This is a genomic window from Nonomuraea sp. bgisy101 (genome assembly GCF_057708945.1).
This window is the reverse complement of sequence record NZ_JBYITD010000006.1, coordinates 104,919-126,473: the sequence shown is the minus strand read 5'-3', so window position 1 is coordinate 126,473 and position 21,555 is coordinate 104,919. Positions and strand designations below refer to the sequence as shown.

The 21,555-nt window shown below is 71.2% G+C and carries 17 protein-coding genes and 1 pseudogene; 11 read left to right on the top strand and 7 right to left on the bottom strand.

Features of this window, described 5'->3' with window-relative positions:
• The first annotated feature begins 12 nt into the window (after positions 1-12).
• Genes AC3EO4_RS13370 through AC3EO4_RS13360 form a run of 3 tightly spaced genes read left to right on the top strand, consistent with a single transcriptional unit; the run spans position 13 to position 3,636 of the window.
• On the top strand, positions 13-1,782 hold the full coding sequence (locus AC3EO4_RS13370) for a peptidoglycan-binding protein (protein ID WP_431895684.1): 1,770 nt from the start codon (positions 13-15) through the stop codon (positions 1,780-1,782).
• Entirely contained in the window at positions 1,775-2,461 is a 687-nt protein-coding gene (locus tag AC3EO4_RS13365; RefSeq protein WP_379583717.1) for an ABC transporter ATP-binding protein, read from the top strand. Before AC3EO4_RS13370 ends, AC3EO4_RS13365 begins: the two co-directional genes overlap by 8 nt.
• A complete protein-coding gene (locus AC3EO4_RS13360; protein WP_431895682.1) occupies positions 2,461-3,636 on the top strand; it encodes an ABC transporter permease in 1,176 nt (391 codons plus the stop codon). Before AC3EO4_RS13365 ends, AC3EO4_RS13360 begins: the two co-directional genes overlap by 1 nt.
• 37 nt (positions 3,637-3,673) lie before the next feature.
• Here the strand turns inward: AC3EO4_RS13360 and AC3EO4_RS13355 are convergent, their stop codons facing one another.
• Positions 3,674-4,843 (bottom strand): FIST signal transduction protein, encoded by a 1,170-nt coding sequence (locus tag AC3EO4_RS13355; RefSeq protein ID WP_379583714.1) that lies wholly within the window; start codon positions 4,841-4,843, stop codon positions 3,674-3,676.
• A 143-nt stretch (positions 4,844-4,986) separates the two neighbouring features.
• On the opposite strand from AC3EO4_RS13355, the gene AC3EO4_RS13350 reads away from it, so the two are divergent.
• Genes AC3EO4_RS13350 through AC3EO4_RS13340 form a run of 3 tightly spaced genes read left to right on the top strand, consistent with a single transcriptional unit; the run spans position 4,987 to position 9,252 of the window.
• Positions 4,987-6,378 carry a sigma 54-interacting transcriptional regulator gene (locus AC3EO4_RS13350; protein WP_431895680.1) on the top strand — a complete coding sequence of 464 codons (1,392 nt, stop codon included), beginning with the start codon at positions 4,987-4,989 and terminating at the stop codon, positions 6,376-6,378.
• A gap of 48 nt (positions 6,379-6,426) precedes the next feature.
• Positions 6,427-7,194: a hypothetical protein gene (locus AC3EO4_RS13345; RefSeq protein ID WP_379583711.1), complete on the top strand. Its 768-nt coding sequence runs from the start codon at positions 6,427-6,429 to the stop codon at positions 7,192-7,194.
• Between the two features lie 27 nt (positions 7,195-7,221).
• The gene (locus AC3EO4_RS13340) at positions 7,222-9,252 is read left to right on the top strand and encodes a vWA domain-containing protein (protein ID WP_431895677.1); all 2,031 of its coding nucleotides are present in this window, start codon (positions 7,222-7,224) and stop codon (positions 9,250-9,252) included.
• On the opposite strand, the gene AC3EO4_RS13335 is transcribed toward AC3EO4_RS13340, so the two are convergent.
• Positions 9,249-9,602 (bottom strand): DUF6292 family protein, encoded by a 354-nt coding sequence (locus AC3EO4_RS13335; RefSeq protein WP_379583709.1) that lies wholly within the window; start codon positions 9,600-9,602, stop codon positions 9,249-9,251. The two genes, AC3EO4_RS13340 and AC3EO4_RS13335, sit on opposite strands and share 4 nt — an antisense overlap.
• 142 nt (positions 9,603-9,744) lie before the next feature.
• Entirely contained in the window at positions 9,745-10,167 is a 423-nt protein-coding gene (locus AC3EO4_RS13330) for a DUF6292 family protein (RefSeq protein ID WP_379583707.1), read from the bottom strand.
• A 257-nt stretch (positions 10,168-10,424) separates the two neighbouring features.
• Here AC3EO4_RS13330 and AC3EO4_RS13325 point away from each other — a divergent pair, with 257 nt between their 5' ends.
• Positions 10,425-10,853 carry a DUF2269 family protein gene (locus AC3EO4_RS13325; RefSeq protein WP_379583705.1) on the top strand — a complete coding sequence of 143 codons (429 nt, stop codon included), beginning with the start codon at positions 10,425-10,427 and terminating at the stop codon, positions 10,851-10,853.
• Here AC3EO4_RS13325 and AC3EO4_RS13320 read toward each other — a convergent pair.
• Both AC3EO4_RS13320 and AC3EO4_RS13315 read right to left on the bottom strand, forming a co-directional pair.
• A complete protein-coding gene (locus tag AC3EO4_RS13320) occupies positions 10,850-11,992 on the bottom strand; it encodes a cystathionine gamma-synthase (RefSeq protein WP_379583703.1) in 1,143 nt (380 codons plus the stop codon). The two genes, AC3EO4_RS13325 and AC3EO4_RS13320, sit on opposite strands and share 4 nt — an antisense overlap.
• Before the next feature lie 113 nt (positions 11,993-12,105).
• Complete coding sequence (locus AC3EO4_RS13315; protein WP_379583701.1) at positions 12,106-12,297, bottom strand: hypothetical protein; 192 nt, start codon at positions 12,295-12,297, stop codon at positions 12,106-12,108.
• Between the two features lie 192 nt (positions 12,298-12,489).
• Between AC3EO4_RS13315 and AC3EO4_RS13310 the strand changes: the two are divergent.
• Positions 12,490-13,512: pseudogene (locus AC3EO4_RS13310) on the top strand (sensor histidine kinase); the annotation flags it as partial.
• On the opposite strand, the gene AC3EO4_RS13305 reads toward AC3EO4_RS13310, so the two are convergent.
• Positions 13,450-16,527 carry an ATP-binding protein gene (locus AC3EO4_RS13305; protein WP_431895674.1) on the bottom strand — a complete coding sequence of 1,026 codons (3,078 nt, stop codon included), beginning with the start codon at positions 16,525-16,527 and terminating at the stop codon, positions 13,450-13,452. The pseudogene AC3EO4_RS13310 and the gene AC3EO4_RS13305 overlap by 63 nt on opposite strands.
• A gap of 53 nt (positions 16,528-16,580) precedes the next feature.
• Between AC3EO4_RS13305 and AC3EO4_RS13300 the strand changes: the two genes are divergently transcribed.
• Entirely contained in the window at positions 16,581-17,444 is an 864-nt protein-coding gene (locus AC3EO4_RS13300) for an NAD(P)-dependent oxidoreductase (RefSeq protein ID WP_379583697.1), read from the top strand.
• A gap of 154 nt (positions 17,445-17,598) precedes the next feature.
• Here AC3EO4_RS13300 and AC3EO4_RS13295 read toward each other — a convergent pair whose 3' ends face one another.
• On the bottom strand, positions 17,599-18,969 hold the full coding sequence (locus AC3EO4_RS13295; protein WP_431895672.1) for a cystathionine beta-synthase: 1,371 nt from the start codon (positions 18,967-18,969) through the stop codon (positions 17,599-17,601).
• Positions 18,970-19,156: 187 nt separating this feature from the next.
• Between AC3EO4_RS13295 and AC3EO4_RS13290 the strand changes: the two genes are divergently transcribed.
• Both AC3EO4_RS13290 and AC3EO4_RS13285 read left to right on the top strand, forming a co-directional pair.
• Complete coding sequence (locus tag AC3EO4_RS13290) at positions 19,157-20,137, top strand: SGNH/GDSL hydrolase family protein (RefSeq protein WP_379583693.1); 981 nt, start codon at positions 19,157-19,159, stop codon at positions 20,135-20,137.
• 36 nt (positions 20,138-20,173) lie between these two features.
• Positions 20,174-21,505: an outer membrane protein assembly factor BamB family protein gene (locus tag AC3EO4_RS13285; RefSeq protein ID WP_431895669.1), complete on the top strand. Its 1,332-nt coding sequence runs from the start codon at positions 20,174-20,176 to the stop codon at positions 21,503-21,505.
• Positions 21,506-21,555: the final 50 nt, after the last annotated feature.

Genomic DNA, 21,555 nt, shown 5'->3' with positions numbered 1-21,555 from the left:
AGGAGTTCCGACGTGAAGTCCCCCCGCAAGGTGCTCATCGGCACCGTCGCCGGCGTGATCGTGATCGCGGGCGTCGGCTGGGGAGTCAGCACCAGGCTGCGCTCGCCCGCCGACGAGGCGGCCCTGCGCAAGCCTCCGAAGGCCTCGCTGGTCACCGCCCCGGTCGAACGCACCAAGCTGGCCAGCACGATCGTCGTCAACGGCACCCTCGAGTACGGCTCGCCGCTGCCCGTCACGCTGGCGGGCGTCGTCGGCGGAGCCGATGCCGGCCAGCGCGCCACCCGCGCGCCCCACCCCGGCCAGGTCAGGGAGGGCGGGATCCTCATGGAGGTGAACGGAAGGCCCGTCTTCGCCATGTCGGGCAAGGTGCCGATGCACCGCACCATCAATCCGGGCGCCAAGGGCGACGACGTCAAGCAGCTGCAGCGGTCGCTGCGCAGGCTGGGGTACGGCACCTCCGTGACCGGCGTGTTCGACCAGGCCACCGTCGCGGCGGTCACCAGGTTCTACGCCAAGAAGGGCTACGAGGCCCAGCAGCCCACGCTCGAAGCCCGCCAGCAGCTTGACACGCTGCGCAAGGCCGTACAGACCGCGCAGGAGACGCTGGCCGCCGAGCAGAAGACTCTGGACCAGGGCGGCGACGTCCTGCCGCTGAAGCTGAAACTCGCCAACGCCAGGGCGGACCTGAAGGCTGCCGAGTTCGCCCACCGGCAGGCCAGGGCGCAGCAGTACACCACCGAGGACATCGCCAAGATCGAGGCCGCCGACGCGGCCGTCAGGGCGGCCGAGGAGAAGCTGCTGCAGGCCGAGCAGGACCTGGCGGCCGCGAGGGCGGAGAACAGCCGGCCTGAGCCGAGCACGCCGGCCGGCACTCCTGGGGCCACACCCGCGCCCTCTTCGCCGCCGAAGCAGCCCACCGACACCACGCTGCTGGAGCTGAAGGTGTCCAACGCGCGGGCCGACCTGGACGCCGCGCGCGGGACGTACGGGCGGATCGAGGAGGAGGCGCGGCAGGCCCGCGAGAAGAAGCTGGCCGAGCTGAGCAAGACCGTGCGCGACGCGAAGGAGGCCGTCGCCCTCGCCGGGCAGGGGTTGCGTCAGGCTCGCGAGCTGTCGCCCGTCAAGCTCAAGGTCGCCAACGCCAAGAAGGACGTGAGCGCCGCGCAGGCGTTGATGGCCGAGTACACGAGGACCTACGGCACCACGATCCCGCCCGGCGAGCTGGTGTTCCTGCCGAAGCTTCCCGCCCGCCTCCACAAGGCGGGGGTCAAGGCGGGCGAGACCGTGGACAAGGCGATCGCCACCGTGACCAGCTCGTCCTTCGTGGTGACGGGATCGGTGGAGGCCGCCGAGGCCGACCTGCTCAAAGAGGGGCTCCCGGCGGTCATCGAGACCGATGCGGGCAAGACCCATCCGGCGCGGCTGATCGCGTTCGGGGAGAAGGCGAAGCTGTCCACCGGCGAGGCCAAGGCGGGTGACGGCTCCCAGCAGATGAGCTCGGTGCCCGTGCTGATCAGCCCGTTGTCGGAGAAGGGGCTCAAGGGGCTGTCCGGCGCGAACGTCACCACGAGGGTGACGGTGGGCGCGACCGACGCCGAGGTGCTCGTCGTCCCGGTCGCCGCGGTGATCACCTCCGCGGACGGCAAAGCGCGGGTGCGGGTGGAGGTCTCTCCGGACAGGACCAAGGACGTCGAGGTGCGCACGGGCCTGACCGCCGACGGCAAGGTCGAGGTCACCGGCGAGCTCAAGGAGGGCGACAGGGTGGTGGTCAACGGTGCCTGAGCCCGTCATCGCGCTGGAGGCCGTCAGCAAGGAGTTCCCATCGGACCCGCCCGTGCACGCGCTGTCCGACGTCTCGCTCGTGGTGCGCCCGGCCGACTACCTCGCGATCGTCGGCCCCTCGGGGTCGGGCAAGTCCACGCTGCTCAACGTGCTCGGGCTGCTCGACAGGCCCAGCTCGGGCAGCTACCTGCTGGACGGCATCGAGACCACCAGGCTGCGCGACGGCGAGCGGACCAGGCTGCGCGGCAGCCGGATCGGCTTCGTCTTCCAGTCCTTCCACCTGCTCTCCCACCGCAGCGTGGCGGAGAACGTGATGCTCGCCGAGGTGTACCAGAGCGGCGCCGACAAGCGCGGGCGCAAGGACCGCAGGGACAGGGCGCTGCGGGCGCTCGACCGTGTCGGCCTGTCGCACAGGGTCGACTTCCTGCCCGACCGGCTGTCGGGCGGCGAGCGGCAGCGGGCGGCGATCGCCAGGGCGCTGATGGGCGGCCCCTCACTGTTGCTGTGCGACGAGCCCACAGGCAATCTCGACAGCCGTAACACCGACGCTGTCCTCGACCTCTTCGACGACCTGCGCGACCAGGGGCTGACGATCGTGGTGATCACCCACGAGACCGAGGTGAGCGGCCGGGCCAGGCGCAGGGTGCGGATCACCGACGGCATCCTGGTGGAGGAGTAGTGGACCTACGTGACCTGCTGAACGAGGCCGTGGCCGGCATGCTGGCCCGCCCCGTCAGAACCGCGCTCACCACCCTGGGCACCGTGCTCGGCATCACCACGCTGGTCGTGACGCTCGGCGTCGCCGCCACGGCGGGCAACCAGATCGTCGGCAGGTTCGACGAGCTGACCGCCACGACGATCACCGTCGAGGTGCCCGAGGACGGCAAGGTCGTCGTCGGGTGGAACGCCATCGACCAGGTCACCAGGCTGCGCGGGGTGACATCGGCCGCCGCGGTCGCGGAGACCAAGCAGAGCGCCAACCTGAGCGTGCGCTCCAACATGATCGTGGACCCCACCAGGGTGACCGACCAGACCCTGACCGTGGTGGCCGCCAGCCCCAGCCTCCCCCAGGCCGTCAAGGGCAGCATGATCGAGGGCCGGTTCTTCGACGCCGGGCACCTCACGCGCAAGGACAAGGTGGTCGTCGTCGGCGAGCAGGCGGCCAAGATGCTCGGCATCACCCGGCTGGAGCGAGCGCCTGCCGTCTTCATCGGCAGGCACGCCTACACGGTCATCGGCATCCTCGGCGGGATGAAGAGGGAACGGAACCTCGGCACCGCCGTCATGGTCCCGCCCACGATCGGCAGGCGGTTCGGGCTCAAGGACGTCACCAGGGTGCTCATCAACACCAGCCTCGGCGCCGCCGACCTCGTCGCCGGGCAGGCGGCGCTCGCGCTCAGCCCGGGCAACGAGAGCCTGCTGCAGGTCATCGCGCCGCCGAGCCCCACCAGGGCGCGCGACGGCGTGCAGAGCGACGTCAACGCGCTGTTCCTGATCCTGGGCCTGGTCTCGCTGGTCGTCGGCGCGGTCGGCATCGCCAACGTCACGCTGGTCACCGTCATGGAGCGGGTCGCGGAGATCGGCCTGCGCCGCTCGCTCGGCGCCGCGCGCAGGCACATCGCCGCCCAGTTCCTGCTGGAGTCGACGCTGACCGGGCTGACCGGCGGGGTGATCGGCGCCAGCCTCGGCGTGGTCTCGATCGTCGCCGTCGCGGCGGCCAAGCAGTGGACGCCCGTGCTCGACCTGCGGCTCGCCGTGGTCGCGCCGCTCGCGGGAGCGGTGGTGGGCCTGCTGGCGGGCCTGTATCCCGCGCTGCGGGCCGCCCGCATGGAGCCGGTCGACGCGCTGCGCTGAGGAGAACTCCGGGCACCCCCGCCCGCCACGGCCTGGATCACGAGGAGAAGACCAGGATGGAGGCGGTGAACCCGTGCACGTGGTTCTGGCCCCCCACGGGCCCCACCTCTCCCGCGGCGAAGAAGCCCGCCATGCCGATCGCGCCGAGCGTGTCGCGCAGCGCCACCGCGTCGTGGTCGGCGGTGCCGAACATCGCCGACCCCCTGCCGTTGCAGGCGAACAGGAGCGCGCCGTCGACCCTGCCCAGCTCCTCGCGGTGCGCGTCGAGCAGGTCGTAGAGGTCCTCGTCCGCGGTGGCGGCGTCGCGCACCTGGAAGCGCACGGTCCTGCCGACGTCGACCACGTCCCCTATCGCGACGGCCTCCCGCTCGGGATCGATGCCGAGGACTCCGCGGATCAGGAAGTCCCCCCGCTCGTGATGCTCGGCGTACTCGTCCATCGCCACGCCGATCTGCAGGCCCGACGCGACCAGCTCGCGGTCGTCCTCGTCCAGGTCGCTGACGATGTCCTCCAGCCTGGCCAGCGCGGGCTGGCCGGCCAGCTCGAGAAGCAGGTTCTCCTCGGCGCCCGTGACGACCATGGTCGGGCCGATCGGCCTGCACCCCTGGCTGACCACCGTGCTGACCTTGACCTCGCCGCTCAGCAGCACGCCGATGGCGCCCTCGGAGTAGACCTCGCCATCGGCGAACAGCCGTACCGATCCCCTGCCCTGCAGCCCGTTGGCCAGGCCGCCGATCAGCGGCAGGTCGCCGAGCACCTCGGCCGAGCGCTCGACGAAGGCGTCGGTGGGAAAGGTGTAGGGGTCGGCGAGCAGGATGGCCACCCTGTCGTCGACCTGCCGCTCGGGCAGGCCGATGACCACGAACCTGTCCTCGGCGCTCAGCGTCTCCAGCGCGAACGTGGTCAGCCGTCCCCCGTCGAGGGTGGCCGCCCACGCGCTCACCGACGGCGTGAGCTCCACGCCCTGGCCGTCCCCGATGACACCCGTCGCGCTGCAGCCGATCACATGAGCCGCCGGCGCCACCGCCATGGCCCGAAGCCCGGCCCTGGCCACGTCGTCGGGATCCTCACCGCAGATGAAGAAGCAGACGAGGTCCGCGGGCCCGCTCAGCCCTGCCAGGGCCTGCCGCACAGCCGTCTCGGCGGCGGCGACCAGATCGGAACCCACGGCGAGGCCGTCAGCGAAACGGCTCGTCAACAGGGCCACGCGTCTCGCCTCCCTACGCTTCGGTGATTTCCCTCGGGCGGATTCTCCCCACTGCGAGGACAAGCACGCGCCCTTATCGTCACGCATCAGTCAAATCCGAAAGACATTCCCGCATTCCCCCAAGGCGACGTAGTCTCGAACGCGTGCATCAGCCTCGTATTCTCCGCGAGTTGCGAGAGAGCGGCCACGCCCATCGCAGCGTCAAAACCGAGGTCCGCGACAACCTGCTCGCCAGGCTGCGGGCGGGCGAGCCGCGCTTTCCCGGCATCGTGGGCTTCGACGACACCGTCCTGCCCCACCTCGAACGCGCCCTGCTCGCGGGCCACGATCTGGTCCTGCTCGGCGAACGCGGCCAGGGCAAGACCCGCCTCATCCGCACGGTCACGGGCCTGCTCGACGAATGGACCCCCGTGGTCGAGGGTTGCGAGATCAACGACCACCCCTACGCGCCGGTCTGCGCCCGATGCGTACGGCTGGCCGCCGAGCACGGTGAGGAGCTGCCCGTCGCGTGGAAGCACCGCGACGAGCGCTACGGCGAGAAGCTGGCCACGCCCGACACCTCGGTCGGCGACCTGATCGGCGACGTCGACCCGATCAAGATCGCCGAAGGTCGCACGCTGGGCGACCCCGAGACGGTCCACTACGGTCTGGTGCCGCGCACCAACCGCGGCGTCTTCTCCGTCAACGAGCTGCCCGACCTCGCCGAGCGCATCCAGGTCTCGCTGCTGAACGTGCTGGAGGAGCGCGACATCCAGGTCCGCGGCTACAACCTGCGGCTGCCCCTGGACATCCTGCTCATCGCCAGCGCCAACCCCGAGGACTACACCAACCGCGGCCGGATCATCACCCCGCTGAAGGACCGCTTCGGCGCCGAGGTCCGCACCCACTACCCGCTGACGATCGAGGACGAGCTCACGCTCATCCGCCAGGAGTCGATGCCCGACATCGGCGCCGACGTCCCGGAGCACCTGGTCGAGGTCATCGCCCGCTTCACCCGCCTGGTCAGGGAGTCGACCGCCGTGGACGCCCGCTCGGGCGTGTCGGCGCGCTTCTCCATCGCCGCGGCTGAGACGGCGGCCGCCTCCGCCGTACGGCGGGCCGCGATCACCGGCGAGGAGCGCGCGGTGACGCGTGTCTGCGACCTGTCCACCGTCGTGCCCAGCCTGCGCGGCAAGGTGGAGTTCGAGGTCAGCGAGGAGGGTCGGGAGAACGAGATCCTCGCGCACCTGCTGCGCAGGGCCACGGCCGAGACCTTCCGCGGCAGGCTCGGCGGCATGGATCTGACGCCGCTGCTGGACAAGTTCGCCGCGGGCAACCAGGTGGAGTCCGGCGAGCTGGTCGCCGCCGCCGAGCTGCTGCGCCGCATCGGGCCCGTCGAGGGCCTGGCCAAGGTCATGTCCAAGCTCGGCATGGGTACCGGCGAGGAGTCTCCTGGCCACGCGGCCGCCGCCCTGGAGTTCACGCTGGAGGGCCTCTACCTCATGCGCCGCCTGTCGAAGGACGACGTGGACGGGGTCGCCGTCTACCGGACCTGATCCGCCGACACGCTCAGGTGAACATTTCTCCCCTGTCCCGCGTCCTAGATGATTGAACCTACGACCTCGGGGGAGATCATGCGCCTGCTCGCTCTGACCGCCAGTGCCGTTCTCTGCGCCGGCCTCTGCGCCACCGGTGCCGCCTCCGCCGCGGCCGCCGGCTCGGTCGCGTACGGCTTCGCCTGGGCGGACGGCAAGGGCGTGCTCAGGGTCACGCCCGCCCGCGCGACACTCGTCAAGGAGCACGGGATCCTGCGCCACAAGCTGAAGGCCGTCACCGGCGCCAAGGAGGTCAGGCTCGCGTACGGCAAGGCCGCCTACCGCCGGGTCACCGTCGCGTGCGACCTGGTCGAGACCGAGGGCCACGTGGCTCTGGACGCCAAGGGCCTGGGCAGGACGGAGTGCGCGGCCGCCGATCTCGCCTTCACGCTGCAGCGCGGGCCCGCCCCCGTCAAGGTCGAGTACACGGGGAAGACGGCGGTCAGGGTCAGCGAGTTCCTGACCGACTGGGGCGGCTCGAAGACCGCCTTCGGCACGATCAAGCGGATCAACGACACCACGGTCTCCTTCAAGGGGATCAAGCTCGGCTACACCCACGCCGTCGGCTTCAACAGGGTCACCGCCTCGTGCGCGTCGGGCTGGCTGTCCGGCAAGCCCGTCAACGCCGACCGCGACGGGCTCGGCAAGAAGCACTGCGACGCCGCCGAGTTCACCAAGGTCCTGAAGGCGCAGCAGCACCCCGTGCTGGTCAAGGCCGACTACAACCCGCTGAGCGGTGAACTGCAGGAGGTCTGGGAGGTCTTCGGCGACGCATAGACGGATATCTCGGGTTAGCGTGGGCCCATGGTCTACCGCTATGGCGAGTACCACGACGGGCCCGACCCGCTCGCTCCGCCGTACGACGTGCGGGCGGCGCTCGACGAGATGGGCGACGCCATCCTGTCCGGGTCCACCCCCATCCACGCGCTGCGCGACCTGCTCAAGCGGGGCCTGCCCGGCGCGCAGGACCGCCGGGGCCTGGACGACATGCTGCGCGAGGTCCGGCGCCGCCGCCGCGAGCTGCGCGAGCGCGGACGGCTCGACGGCACCCTCGACCGGGCTCGTTCGCTGCTGGACAAGGCGATCGGGCAGGAGCGCGCCGAGCTGTTCCCCGACCCTTCGGACGACGCCAGGCTGCGCGAGGCCTCGCTCGACGCCCTCCCCGATGACACCGCGAGCGCGATCCAGGAGCTGAACTCTTACGAGTGGCGCTCGGCGGCGGCGCGGCGGACCTTCGAGGAACTGCGCGACCTGCTGCGCAGGGAGGTGCTCGACTCGCAGTTCAAGGGCATGCGCGACGCGCTGGCCAACCCTGATCCCGCCGCGATGGAGCGGATCAGGCAGATGATGAGCGACCTGAACGACATGCTCGACAGGGACGCCCGAGGTGAGCACACCCAAGCGGACTTCGATTCCTTCATGTCGAGATATGGCGACATGTTCCCTGAGAAGCCGCGCACCCTCGACGAGCTCGTCGACGCCCTCGCCCGCAGGGCCGCCGCCACTCAGCGGATGCTGGCCTCGCTCACCCCTCGCCAGCGCGAGGAGCTCGCCAACCTGATCAACCAGACGCTCGACCAGGCAGGCCTGTCGGAGCAGATGCGCCGCCTCGGCGACTCCCTCTACGCGCGCAGGCCCGACCTGGCGTGGGGCACGCCCGAGCGGCTGACCGGCGAGGACCCGATGGGCATGGGCGACGCCGTGAGCGCGCTGGAGGAACTGGCCGACCTCACCCAGCTGGAGGCCGCGCTTCGCCAGGACTACCCCGGCGCGCGCCTGGACGACATCGACGAGGCCGCGATCCGCCGCGCCCTCGGGCGTTCGGCGGTCGACGACCTGGAGGCGTTGAAGCGGATCGAACGCGAGCTGGAGGAGCAGGGGTACCTGCTGCGGCGGCGCGGCAAGCTCGAACTCACCCCCAAGGCGGTGCGCCGCCTCGGGGAGACCGCGCTGCGCCGTGTCTTCTCCTCCCTCGACGCCGGACGGCGCGGCGACCACGACCAGCGCGACGCGGGATCGGCGGGCGAGCTGACCGGGTCGTCCCGGGCGTGGCGCTTCGGGGACGAGCAGCCGATCGACGTGGTCCGCACGCTCGTCAACGGCATCCGGCGGGGCGACACCGCCGCCCGCCGTACCGTGAGCCCGGCTCGCGCCCCTGTACAGCGGGGCGACGGCCCCGGCGGGCACCCGCGCGTCGCCGCCGCAAGCCCGAGGGTCAGGCTGTCGGTGGACGACTTCGAGGTCAGCGAGACCGAGCGGCGCAGCGCCGCCGCCGTCTGCCTGCTCGTCGACCTGTCCTACTCGATGGCGCTCAGGGGCACCTGGGCCGCCGCCAAGCAGACCGCGCTGGCCCTGCAGGCCCTGGTCGCCTCCAAGTTCCCCCAGGACGCCGTCCAGATCGTCGGCTTCTCCAACTACGCCAGGGTCCTGCAGCCCGACGAGCTGGCGGGCCTCGACTGGGACATGGTCCAGGGCACCAACCTGCACCACGCCCTGCTCATCGCCGGCCGGCACCTCGACAGGCACCCCGACTTCGAGCCCGTCGTCCTCGTGGTCACCGACGGCGAGCCGACCGCGCACCTGATGCGCAACGGCCGCTCCGCCTTCGAGTGGCCGCCCTCACCGGAGACGCTGGAGCTGACGCTCGCCGAGGTCGACAAGATGACCAGGCGGCGAGCCACGATCAACGTGTTCATGCTCGCCGCCGACGACCGGCTGAAGGAGTTCGTCGACGAGGTGGCCAGGCGCAACGGCGGCAGGGTCTTCTCGCCCAGCGCCGACCGGCTGGGAGAGTACGTCGTCAGCGACTTCCTCCGCCAGCGCAGGTCCCGCTAGACGATCGCGGGAATGGTGTAGGTGGCGAGCCGTTCGTCGAGCCCGTCGCCGTAGTCGCGGTAGGAGCGGTAGACGGGCCTGACCGGGCTGCCGCCCATGGCCTGCAGGACGGGCACGTTCGCGGGCCTGGGCAGCACACCGCCACCGAGGTAGCGCGGGTCGGCCAGCTCCGTGCGCACGCCCTTCTCCCCCGAGATGAACGTGCCGTGCCGCCAGCCGCTCTCCTCGTCCCAGACCAGCGCGGATCCCGAGACGAGCAGGATGGTGGCGTCGCGTGGGTCGAAGGGGTCGTCCCACCACTCGAGAGCGTCCACTGCCAGGGCGACTTCCGCGACATAGGCGACAGGCATCGAAAGCCATTCGGGCGTGTACGGCCGCATGCTCATCCCTTCGATGGGGGAAGCTTTACCCTAATGTAACCAACTTCCCGGGAAAGGGGGCCGCGGACGGTTATCCGGAGGTCCACCGACAGGCGGTACGCGCCTGTGGACGTCAGGCGTTGAGCAGGGAGCAGTAGTAGCTGAGCGCGACGTCGAATCCGTCGCGGCAGTGGCGGTGGGAACGGTAGCTGGGCCGCCACGCCGAACTCGCCCCGACCCCCGCGCGGGCGTCGGCCAGCGCGCCAGGCACCCGTTCCGGCTTCGGCAGCAGTCCGTGACCGAGGTAACGCACATCGGCCAGCTCGGTGTGCTCACCGCGACAGCCGGAGACGAACCGCCCGAGGCGCCAGCCGCTCTCCTCATCCCAGACCAGGGCACTGCCGTCACTCAGGCGCACGGTGGCGTCGCGAGGGTCGCACGGGCCCTCCCACCAGTCGCCCACCTCAGCTCCGAGCAGGCCGACGACCTGGCTGACGTAGGAGAACGGCTGGCGTACCCACTCGTCCGAGTACGGCTCGACGTGCCTGACGGCCACGACGGCACCCCCTTGTGCCTGGGAAACAGATAAACAACCTTACCGGCGCTGAACTTATTCCATTGCCAGAGCGTCTAGTCATTACGGACGATATTCGGGGAAGGAGGAGGCCCATGCTCCCCATGATTGTGATCATCATCGTGATGGCCGCGGCCATCGCGGCTTTCGAGCTGTGCATGAGCTGCCCTCACGACCGCGATGACTCCCAGGAGGAGAGTGTTTCCCGGTGAGATCACCGGGCGACTAATGTCAGCCTCATGAATAGCACGTTGCTCTGGCTGCACATCGCGTTCGCGATCTTCGCGATCGGTCCGCTCACCGCCGCGATCATGGCCGCGCCGCGCGCGATCCGGGCCAAGAACACGGCCGTCCTGCAGACCCTGCAGCGGATGACCAGGATCTACGGCCTCGGATCGCTCGGCGTCCTGGTCTTCGGCATCTGGCTGGCCGTCAGCCTCGGCGTGATCGGCGAATGGTACATGACGGCGTCGATGACGCTCTTCCTCGTCGCCCTCGTCCTGCTGTTCATCGTCGACCGCGACCTTCGCGCCGCTGTCAGGGTCTTCTCCAGCGAGACCCCTGACGACGACGCGAAGGTCGAGAACGGCCGCATCGCCGCGTTCGGCGGTCTGATCGGCCTGATCTACCTCGTGATCCTGTTCCTGATGGTCGTCCCCGGTACCTAGCCGCCCAGCGCCTGGGTCAGGTCGGCCAGCAGGTCGTCGATCGTCTCGATGCCGACCGACAGCCGCACCAGGTCGGAGGGCACCTCCAGCGGGGAGCCCGCCGCCGAGGCGTGCGTCATCCTGCCCGGGTGCTCGATGAGCGACTCGACGCCGCCCAGCGACTCGCCCAGCGTGAACAGCTTGGTCCTGTTGCAGATCTCGACGGCCTCCTGCTCGCCGCCGTCGACCCTGAACGACACCATGCCGCCGAAGCGCTTCATCTGCTTGGCCGCCACCTCGTGCCCGGGGTGCTCGTCAAGGCCCGGGTAGAGCACCTGGGTGACGCGCGGGTGCGCGAGCAGCAGATCGACCACGCGCTCGGCGTTGTCGCAGTGGCGGTCCATCCGCACGCCCAGCGTCTTGAGCCCGCGCAGCGTCAGCCACGCGTCGAACGGCCCCGCGACCCCGCCGATGGCGTTCTGGTGGTAGGCGAGCTCCTCGCCGACCGACTGAGACGCCGCGATCAGCGCGCCGCCTACGACGTCGGAGTGTCCGCCGACGTACTTCGTGGTCGAGTGCACCACCACGTCGGCGCCCAGCGACAGCGGCTGCTGCAGGTACGGCGAGGCGAAGGTGTTGTCCACCACGAGCAGCGCCTCGTTCTCGTGCGCGAGCTGGGCGAGCGCGGCGATGTCGGCGATGCCGAGCAGCGGGTTCGTCGGCGTCTCCACCCAGATGATCCTGGTCTTCTGCGTCATGGCGGCGGCGACGGCGTCGAGGTCGCCCAGCGGAACCGGGTCGTAGTGCAGGTCCCACCGCTGGTGCACCTTGGCGAACAGGCGGTAGGTGCCGCCGTAGGCGTCATTGGGAATGATGACGTGGTCGTTCGGCTTGCACACCGTGCGCAGCAGCGTGTCCTCGGCCGCCAGGCCCGAGGCGAACGCCAGGCCCCTCGCCCCTCCCTCGACCGCCGCCAGCGCCTCCTCCAACGCCGTCCGCGTCGGGTTCGCCGAGCGGCTGTACTCGTATCCGCCCCGCAGGCCGCCCACGCCGTCCTGCTTGTAGGTGGACGTGGCGTAGATCGGCGGCACGACCGCACCGGTCGTCGGGTCGGGCTCCTGGCCAGCATGAATGGCCAGAGTCTCAAATCCGTTGTTCATACCCCCCACGCTAAACCGTGAGGCCCGTGATCCGTCCCCCAACCGATCACGGGCCTCACCGCCGTCACGAGCGGGCCGTCCCCCAACCGCCCACCCGTGACGAGATCAGGGTGTCAAGCCGCCTTGGCCTCGCTGCGCTCTTCGGCGCGCCGCGGCAGCCGTACGACGTCGGCGCCGAGGTGCCGGCCGCTCCCGCCTTCGGCGGGCTCGCCGTTGATCCGGGACAGCAGCACCGGGTCTGCCAGTGCGAGAAGCAGCACGACGACGAGTCCGAGGAACAGCATCACGAATCCGATAACGACCATGTCCTTCATCTCCTTCGACGCTTCAAGCATCGGCGACCGGCGGTGTCATCCACCTCCGCTGAAGGGTTGGTCCGCAGGTGCGGCTCTCGGCCGAATGGTTGATATGGGTGGTCCGACTTCCGGCCTAGGCTCGGTGCCGTGGGGGACAACAAACGTTTCGTCTACTGGATCAGGCGGCTCAGCGAGATCGCGATGATCGGCTGGCTGGGCATGCTGCTGCTGGTGGACCTGGTGGCCTCCTTCAGCGTGGGCGCCCTGCAGCACCTGGTGCCGGTGTGCGGCGCGGTCGGGATCGCCGCCGTGGTGCTGCGCAGGCGCTACAGGATCGAGGGTTTCGTCGTCCTGTTGTCGTGCTCGCTCGCCGTCTCCCTGCTGATCCAGGCGACCGGCTCCGCGGGCTTCCCCGGGATGGCCGAGAGCGGCGCGCTGCTCATCCTCACCATCGGGATCCTTCGGCACGTCGAGCCCGTCCCGACGGCCGCGACGCTGTCGCTGGTCGCGATGGCCGTCCTCATGGCCGAGGGCGGCATGCGCGACTACAAGAACGGCGGGCTCGCCTTCTCGTTCGTGCTGTTCTTCGGCTGGGCGATCGCGGCGGGCGTCGGCGGCTACCTGCGCTTCATGCAGGAGCGCCGCACCGAGGCCATCGACTCGGTACGGCGGGCCGAACGCCTGGAGCTGGCCAGGGAGCTGCACGACCTGGTCGCCCACCACATCACCGGCATCGTCGTCCAGGCCCAGGCCGCCCGCACCGTGGCCGAGATGAAGCCGGAGGCCGTCGTGCCCGCCCTCGACGCCATCGCCAACGCGGGCGCGGACGCGCTCACCTCGATGCGCCGCCTGGTCGGCGTGCTGCGCGCGCAGGACGAGGCGGCCCGCACCCCCGGCACCTCGCTCGCCGACCTGCGCCTGCTGACCGAGCGCTTCTCCTCCAACGGCCCGAACGTCGCCTTCGAGGTCGGACAGGGCATCGACGACTCCACGCTGCCGCCCGAGGTCATGACGACCCTGCACAGGGTGCTGCAGGAGTCGCTCACCAACGTGCGCCGCCACGCGCCCGGCACCGGCTGGGTCGAGGTCGACCTGCGGCGCTACGACAAGGTCGTCGTGCTGCGGGTGCGCAACTACGGCTCGGCCACCGACCCGCGCATCTCACGACTGGGCGGTGGGTTCGGGCTGGTCGGCATGGCCGAGCGGATCGAGGCGCTGGGCGGCAGGCTGATGGCCGGGCCCACCGCGGAAGGCGCGTGGGAGGTGCGTGCGGAGTTCCCGCTGCCCTGAGTCGCGGGCCTCGGCGTAGGCGTGCTCGCCCAGCTCGGCCAGCGCCCTGGCGGCGATCCGCTCGACGTCGCCGCGTTCGGCGGGCGGCAGGGGCGCGCCGACCGACTCCCTGATGGCGGCCGCCGTACCGAGGAACCTGGCCGCGTCCCTGGCGGGCAGCGCCCCCGCCAGCCCCTCCAGCGCGAGCGCGACGGCCCTCGGGTCGCCACTGGCCCGCGCGCAGGCGTAGCCCTCGCGGTGCAGGGCCAGCGCCGCCGCCGTGTCGCCGCGCTGCTCGGCGGCGAAGCCCAGTTCGGCCAGGATCAGCGCGAGCCCCGGCTGCCCGTCCACCTGTCGCAGCCAGGCCAGCCATGGGCGCAGCAGCGTCTCCGCCTCCTCCAGCCGTCCCTGCCGCCGCGCGCTCAGCCCCAGGCCGAGCGCGGCGTGCTCCTCCGCCGACTTGTACGACTGCTCGACCGCCAGCTTCCTGGCCCGCTCGTGGTAGTCGTCGGCCAGCGCGTAGTCGCCTCTCAGCAGCGCGGTCCTGCCCAGCACCGACAGGCGGAAGGCCGATTCGAGCCCCAGTTCCTCGGCCAGTTCCAGCCCCCGTTCGCGCCGCCGTGCCGACTCCGCGTACTCGCCGCGGATCTCGGCCAGCAGGCCGAGCGTCTCCATCGCCTCGCTCTGGCCCCAGCCGTCGCCGACCTCCTGGAAGATCGCGAGACTGCGTTCGCCGTTCGCCTGCATCGCGGTCAGGTCGCCGCGGACGATCGCGAGCTTGGCCCGCACGTCCAGCGCCGCCGCCGTGCCCCAGCGGTCGCCCAGCTCCTCGAAGGCGGCCAGGGCCCGCTCCACCCTGACCTCGTGCGCGGGATGGTCGCCGTAGGCCCACCTCACGTAGCTGAGGAACCAGTCGGCGAACGCCGCCCCCGCCCTGTCCAGCTCCTCGTACGGCACGGTGTCGGCGGTGTCGCCCGTCGACAGCGTCATCCCCGCCTGCCACACCGCGGCCAGCGCCCGCTCGCCGGCCTCACCCCCGCCGGACGACAGCGCCCTGGCGATCGCCCTGCTCGCCTCGCCCCGCCTTCCGCGTAGGAACCAGTACCAGCCCAGCGCGTTGACCAGCCGCAGCGCGTGGCTCTCGCTCTCCAGGGCCAGGCGCAGGTTGGCGCCCTCGGCGTCGAGCCTGCGCAGCCACTCCCCCTGCCCGGACCCGCGCAGCTCGGCCCGTTCGGCCAGCTCGGTGTAGTACGCCGCGTGCCGCTCCCTCAGCTCCAGGGCCTCGCCCGCCTCCGCCAGCCGTTCGAGCCCGTAGGCCCTGACCGTCTCCAGCAGCCGGTAGCGCGGCCCCGGGCTCACCAGCGACCTGTCGACCAGCTGCGCGAGCGTCCCGAGGACGTCCACCCCCGGCTGCGCGCAGACCCGCTCGGCCGCCTCCAGCAGGCACCCGTCCGCGTGGACCGCCAGCCGGCGCAGCACCACCCGCTCGGGCTCCGACAGCAGCTCCCAGCTCCAGTCGATGACCGCCCGCAACGTCTGCTGCCTGCCGGGAGCGCCTCTGCGCCCCGCGCCGAGCACCCTGAACCTGTCGTCCAGCCGCGCGGCCAGCTCACGCACGCCCAGCGCCCGTACTCTCGTCGCCGCCAGCTCCAGCGCCAGCGGAAGCCCGTCGAGCCGCTCGACGATGGTCGCGACCGTCGCCGCGTTGCCGTCGTCCAGCGCGAAGCCGGGGTCGGCGGCCACGGCCCGCGCCGCGAACAGCCGCACCCCCTGCTCGATCTCCAGCGGGGGCACCGGCCACACCCGCTCCCCCTGTACGGCCAGCGGCTCCCTGCTCGTCGCCAGCACCCGCAGCCCTCCCGCGGCCCTCAGCAGCGTCGAGACCAGACCGGCCGTGCTGTCGATCACGTGCTCGCAGTTGTCCATGACGAGCAGCAGCCGCTTGTCCCGCAGCGCCGTGACGAGGCGCTCGACCGGGCCCGCGGACGCCCCGTCGTCGCGGACGCCCAGCGCCTCGATCACCGCCTGGACGGGATCGGTCGTGGCGGCCAGTTCGACCAGCCGCACGTCCTCCAGCCGACCGGCGGTCTCCATCGCGAGCCGTGTCTTGCCCACGCCGCCGGGCCCCGTGAGCGTCACCAGGCGGCCCGCGTCGAGGAGCGCGCGCACCTCGGCGACCGCGTCCTCGCGCCCGATCAGCTCGGTCAGGGGCAGCGGCAGCCGCACCCCCGGCACGCGCGCCGGGTCGAGCGACGGGTCGAGCGACGGGTCCTGGCGCAGGATCGCCTCGTACAGCGCCGCCAGCTCCCTGCCAGGGTCCACGCCCAGCTCGTCGGCCAGCCGCTCGCGCACCTCGGCGTAATTCTCCAGCGCCTCGCTCTGCCGCCCTCCCCTGTAGAGAGCGCGCATGTGCAGCCCGCGCAGCCGCTCCCTCAGCGGGTGCCGCAGGACCAGCGTGCCGAGCTCCACCGGCTCGCCCAGCGCCAGCCGTACCTCGGCCTGGTCTTCGAGCGCCGCCAGGCGTGCCTCCTCCAGCCTCGCGGCCGCCGCCGCCACGAACGGCGCGTCGGCGTGGTCGGCGTAGGCGGAACCCCGCCACAACGCCAGAGCGTCGGCCAGCAGGCCCGCCCTCGCCTCCGGCGTGCCCTCCCGTGCCCGCGCCACCAGAGCGGTGAACTCCTCCGCGTCGACCTCCGCCCCCGCCAGGCGGTACCCGGCGGGCTCGCGCACCACCGTCTCGGGACCGCCGAGCGCGCGGCGCAACTGCGAGACCCTCGCCTGCAGCGTCCCCGCCGGGTTGCTCGACGGGCGCCCGCCCCACAGGTCGTCGATCAGCCTGTCCATGGGCACGGGGCGGCCCTCGTGCACCAGCAGATCGACCAGCAGCGCACGGACCTTGGCCTCGGGCACCCGCACGGGACTCCCGTCGTCCGCCCACACCGCCAGCGGCCCCAGCACTCCGAAACGCATGACCCGTAGCTAACCAGAAGGATTCCCGAAGGGCGGTCGCCGAGTCTGGGCGCATGACAACACATGTGACGGTGATCGGGCTCGGCGCGATGGGCTCGGCGATGGCCGAGACGTTCCTGAAGGCGGGCCACCAGGTGACGGTGTGGAACAGGACGCCGGGCAGGGCGGGCGCGCTCGTGGCACTGGGCGCGCGCGAGGCGGCCTCCCCCGCCGAGGCGGGCGAGCTGGTGGTGGTCAGCCAGGTCGACTACCAGGCCATGTACGACAGCTTCTCCGGCGTCGACCTGACGGGGAAGGTGCTGGTCAACCTCAGCTCCGACTCCCCGTCGAAGCTACGCGAGGCCGCCGAGTGGGTGTCGGCCAGGGGCGGTGTGCTCATCACGGGCGGCATCATGACCCCGCCGCCGGGGATCGGCCAGCCCGGCGCGTACACGTTCTACAGCGGGCCGTCCGACGTGCTCTCCCGGCACGAGGAGACGCTGAAGGCGCTGACCGATGTGACCTACGTCGGGGCCGACCCCGGGCTGGCGATGCTGTTCTACCAGTCGCAGCTGCTCATGTTCTGGTCGGGGCTGACCTCGTTCATGTACGCGAGCGCGCTGGCGGAGAGCGCGGGGCTGCCGGTGTCGACGATGCTGCCGTACGCGCAGGAGACGTTCGGCGGGCTGGCGGGCGAGGGGCCGATGGGGTTCCTGAAGATCCTGGCGGCGGAGTTCGAGGCGCGGGCGTATCCGGGCGAGCTGAACAACCTGCACATGCAGGCCGTCGGGATGGAGCACGTGGTGCACACGTTCGAGGACGCGGGGCTGGACCCGACGGTGCCGGTCGCGCTGAAGGAGCTGTTCGCCCGCGCGGTCGCCGAAGGCCACGGAGCGGAGGGGCTCGGGTCGGTCATCGAGTCCGTCAAGAAGCCGTAGCCCCGAACCGGGCGGGCGGTCCTTTCACGAGGTCATGAAGACCTCGGCAGGACCGCCCGCACGGCCGCGTCACGCGGCAACACCCCGGCTCCACGACCGTCGCCACGGCCGGGTCGGGTGCGACCCGGCCGGAAGGCCCCGGCTCAGCTCAGGGTCAGTGGTTGGCGAGGAAGGCCAGCAGGTCCTGGCGGGTGAGGAGCCCGACGGGCTTGCCGTCGTCCAGCACCACCGCCGCGTCCGCCTTCTCCAGCGCCTCGACCGCCCGCGACACCGGCTCGCCCGCGCCGATCATCGGCAGCGGCTGCGACATGTGGTCCGCGATCGGGTCGTCGGAGCTGAGCTTGCCCCGGTACAGCGCCTCCAGCAGGTCGCGCTCCACGATCGAGCCGACCACCTCGGCCGCCATCACCGGCGGCTCCTCCTTCATGACGGGAAGCTGCGACACCGAGTACTCACGCATGATCGAGATCGCGGTGCCCACCGACTCGTGCGGGTGCGCGTGCACGAACTCCGGCATCGTCCCGCCCTTGCGCGACAGCACGTCGCGCACGAGCCCGTCGTCCGAGGCCGTGGTCAGGAACCCGTAGTCCGCCATCCAGTCGTCGTTGAAGATCTTGGACAGGTAGCCGCGGCCGCCGTCGGGCAGCAGCACGACCACGACGTCGTCGGGACCGGCCTGCGCCGCCACCTCGAGCGCGGCGACCACGGCCATGCCGCAGGAGCCGCCGACGAGCAGGCCCTCCTCGCGGGCCAGGCGCCGCGTCATGTTGAAGGAGTCCTTGTCGGACACCGCGATGATCGAGTCGCAGATCGTCGTGTCGTAGGTCGCGGGCCAGATGTCCTCGCCGACCCCTTCGACGAGGTACGGGCGTCCCGTGCCGCCCGAGTAGACCGAGCCCTCGGGGTCCGCGCCGATGATCTTCACCCGGCCGCCGGAGACCTCCTTGAGGTAGCGCCCCGTGCCGCTGATGGTGCCGCCGGTGCCGACGCCCGCCACGAAGTGCGTGATCCTGCCCTCGGTCTGCTCCCACAGCTCAGGGCCGGTGGAGTGGTAGTGCGACTCGGGGTTCTGGACGTTGGAGTACTGGTCGGGCTTCCACGCGTTCGGGATCTCCCGCGCCAGCCTGTCCGACACCGAGTAGTAGGACTCCGGGTGGTCGGGCGAGACGGCCGTCGGGCACACCACGACGTCGGCCCCGTAGGCGCGCAGCACGGAGATCTTGTCCTGGGCGACCTTGTCGGGCACGACGAAGACGCACTTGTAGCCCTTCTTCTGGGCCACGATGGCCAGGCCGACGCCGGTGTTGCCCGAGGTCGGCTCGACGATCGTGCCGCCCGGCCGCAGTGCGCCCGACGCCTCGGCGGTCTCGATCATGCGAACCGCGATGCGGTCCTTCACCGAGCCGCCGGGGTTGAAGTACTCGACCTTGGCGAGCACCTGTGCGGGCAGGCCGGCGGAGACCTTGTGCAGCCTGACGAGCGGAGTGTTCCCCATGAGCTCGATCAGGGAATCGTAAACGCGCACTGAGGTGTTCACCTTCTTTGCCGAAGCTTGATCAGCTTGTGGATGGCCGCGGCTCCCAGGGGGTGGTGGAGCCTCGGTTAGGTTTCAGACCGATGAGGATCACGCAGGAAGTCCGCCCGAGCGGCCCCACCGGCGCGTTTCTCAAGGACAACGCTACCGTCGCGACAGGTGGAGAGGGGCCGCTGAGGTGATCTGGACTCCCGGGGTGGCGCGCGCCGCCCGCAGGATCGCGGCGGCGGCGGCGCTCGGCGGCGGCGGTCTGACCGCGCTGGGCGCGACGGCGTACGGTCTGCTCATCGCCGAGAGCCTGGTCGCCAGGAAGGTGATCGGCCGCCCGCACGGCATGGACGGCCCCGTGTCCGACGGCCGCTACGGTGACTTCCCCGGCGAGCCCATCAGGCTCGCGATGCTGGGCGACTCGACCTCCGTCGGCCTGGGCATGGCCGACCACGAGCACACCCCCGGCGTACGGCTGGCCCGCGGCCTGGCGGCGGTCGCCGAGCGCCCCGTGACGCTGACCGTCGTCGGGCAGTCGGGCGCGCCGTCGGCCGAGCTCGGCGACCAGGTCGACAGGGCCCTCAGGACCCGGCCCGAGGTGGCGGTCATCTTCATCGGCGCCAACGACGTGACCACGCAGACGCCACCGGCGACGGCCGTACGGCATCTGGCCAAGGCGGTGCGGCGGCTGCGGGAGGCGGAGGCGGAGGTCGTGGTGGGCACCTGTCCCGACCTGGGCACGGTGCGGCCGATCGGGCAGCCGCTGCGGTGGGTGACGCGGCGGTGGAGCCGCCAGCTCGCCGCGGCTCAGACGGTGGCGGTGGTGGAGGCGGGCGGCAGGACCGTGGCCTTCGCCGACATTCTGGGGCCGGAATTCGCTACAAACCCGACAGAAATGTTCGGACCCGATCGTTTCCATCCATCTGACCGAGGTTACGCACAGGCCGCTTACGCGGTGCTACCTTCTGTATGCGCTGCGTTGGGGTTGTGGCCTGAGCCACGGCCCGGACGTGGTGAAGGACTGCAACCGATCTACCTTGCGGCGGCGACGGCCGCGGAGGAGTCAGGCACCGAGGTCACCGCGACCAGGGTCGCCGGGCGGGCGACGGGTCCCCACGGGAGATGGGTGACGCTCTTCCGCCGGCGACCTGAAGACACCCTCCCTGGTTGAGCCGCCACTCCTCGCCCCCATTGGAGTGGAATAACGGTGCTCCGGCCTCTAGCGAAACCGGCCCTCGCCCTCGCCGGAACCCTGGCGCTGGCTGCCTGCTCGGGCAGCGACGCCGCCACGGCGGACTTCCCGACATGGCACAACTCCGACATCAACGTGGTCAGCCGCATGGTCACCGCCGCGGGCGTGGCCACCACCACCTCCATGAAGCCCGACGGCACGCTGGAGACGATCGCGCTCGACCTGGCAAGCGGCAGGAAGCTCTGGTCCCAGCCCGCCACGATGGAGGGCAGGCTGCCGGGCATGGGCGTGCCGCCGCCCGCGATCGTCGACGGCACCGTCGTCTCGCTCGACCCCCGCAAGCAACGGGGCAGGTGGAACGCCGACCTCGTCGCCCGTGACTCTCGCACGGGCAGGCAGAAGTGGGTCAGGCCCGTCCATTCGACGTTCGGCCCGCAGCGCTGCGGCTCCTACGTGTGCGTGTCCGAGCACACCGCTCTGGCGGCGGCCAGGGTCGTCGTGCTCGACCCTGCCACGGGCAAGGTGAAGTGGAAGCTGCCCGGCGTGGCCGAGGTGGAGTGGTCCGACGCCGACAGGGTGCTGCTCCTGCGCCTGGCCACCAACCCGATGATCGAGTCCTACGAGCTCAAGAGCGGCAGGCTGCAATGGCAGCAGCCGATCGAGCAGGCACTCGGCCCCGGCATCGACATGTCAGGCGGCTGGGCCTTCGGGGCGACGGGCGAGAACCTCGTCGGCTACGTCGCGCCGTACACCAGCCCGCGCACGAAGAAGCTCTCGACCTTCGGCCTGTTCTCGCTCAAGATCGTCGATGGCACGATCAACTGGATGCGCCCTTCGGTCGTGCGCGTCTACCCCAGCGGCAGCCCCGGCGTGGCGCCGGTGGTCCGTCCGGTCGACCAGCAGGGCCAGTACGGCGGGTTCGCCAGGCTCGACTCCGACACCGGTCGCGTCATGGGGCAGATCACCGCCGCCCAGGTGCCCGGCTCGGGCTGGTGGCTGGCCTTCCCCGGGCAGATGGAGCGGCTCGGGTTCCTCAAGCACAACAGCAGCGGCACCGCCTTCGACCTGGCCAGCGGCAAGTCGGTGCCGGTGAAGGAGCAGCACGGCTGGTCCTTCTGCGTCACCGATCCCAAGCCGCTGCCGTTGAAGGGGCAGGCGCCGGGCTTCTACTCGATCGCCTCGCTCTGCGAGTTCGACCTGTCGAACGGCAAGCGGGTGGCGGCGGAGAACGCGCCGCCCTCCTGGTTCACCGGCAGCCACGACGGCTGGCGACTCTGGCGCGACGAGAAGGGCGGCATCCACGGCATCAAGGACGGCACCGCCAGCGCGCCCGGCATGTACGGATGAGCGGAGGCCGGGCGGCCGAGGCGGCCTGGCCTTCTCCTTTCCGAAACAAC

Excerpts from the sequence above, each read along its gene's own strand:
- AC3EO4_RS13345 (WP_379583711.1), top strand. The coding sequence starts at position 6,427 with ATGATTGAACCTACGACCTCGGGGGAGATCATGCGCCTGCTCGCTCTG.
- AC3EO4_RS13325 (WP_379583705.1), top strand. The coding sequence starts at position 10,425 with ATGAATAGCACGTTGCTCTGGCTGCACATCGCGTTCGCGATCTTCGCG.
- AC3EO4_RS13315 (WP_379583701.1), bottom strand. The coding sequence starts at position 12,297 with ATGGTCGTTATCGGATTCGTGATGCTGTTCCTCGGACTCGTCGTCGTG.
- AC3EO4_RS13305 (WP_431895674.1), bottom strand. The coding sequence starts at position 16,527 with ATGCGTTTCGGAGTGCTGGGGCCGCTGGCGGTGTGGGCGGACGACGGG.
- AC3EO4_RS13335 (WP_379583709.1), bottom strand. The coding sequence starts at position 9,602 with ATGCCTGTCGCCTATGTCGCGGAAGTCGCCCTGGCAGTGGACGCTCTC.
- AC3EO4_RS13300 (WP_379583697.1), top strand. The coding sequence starts at position 16,581 with ATGACAACACATGTGACGGTGATCGGGCTCGGCGCGATGGGCTCGGCG.
- AC3EO4_RS13320 (WP_379583703.1), bottom strand. The coding sequence starts at position 11,992 with ATGAACAACGGATTTGAGACTCTGGCCATTCATGCTGGCCAGGAGCCC.
- AC3EO4_RS13340 (WP_431895677.1), top strand. The coding sequence starts at position 7,222 with ATGGTCTACCGCTATGGCGAGTACCACGACGGGCCCGACCCGCTCGCT.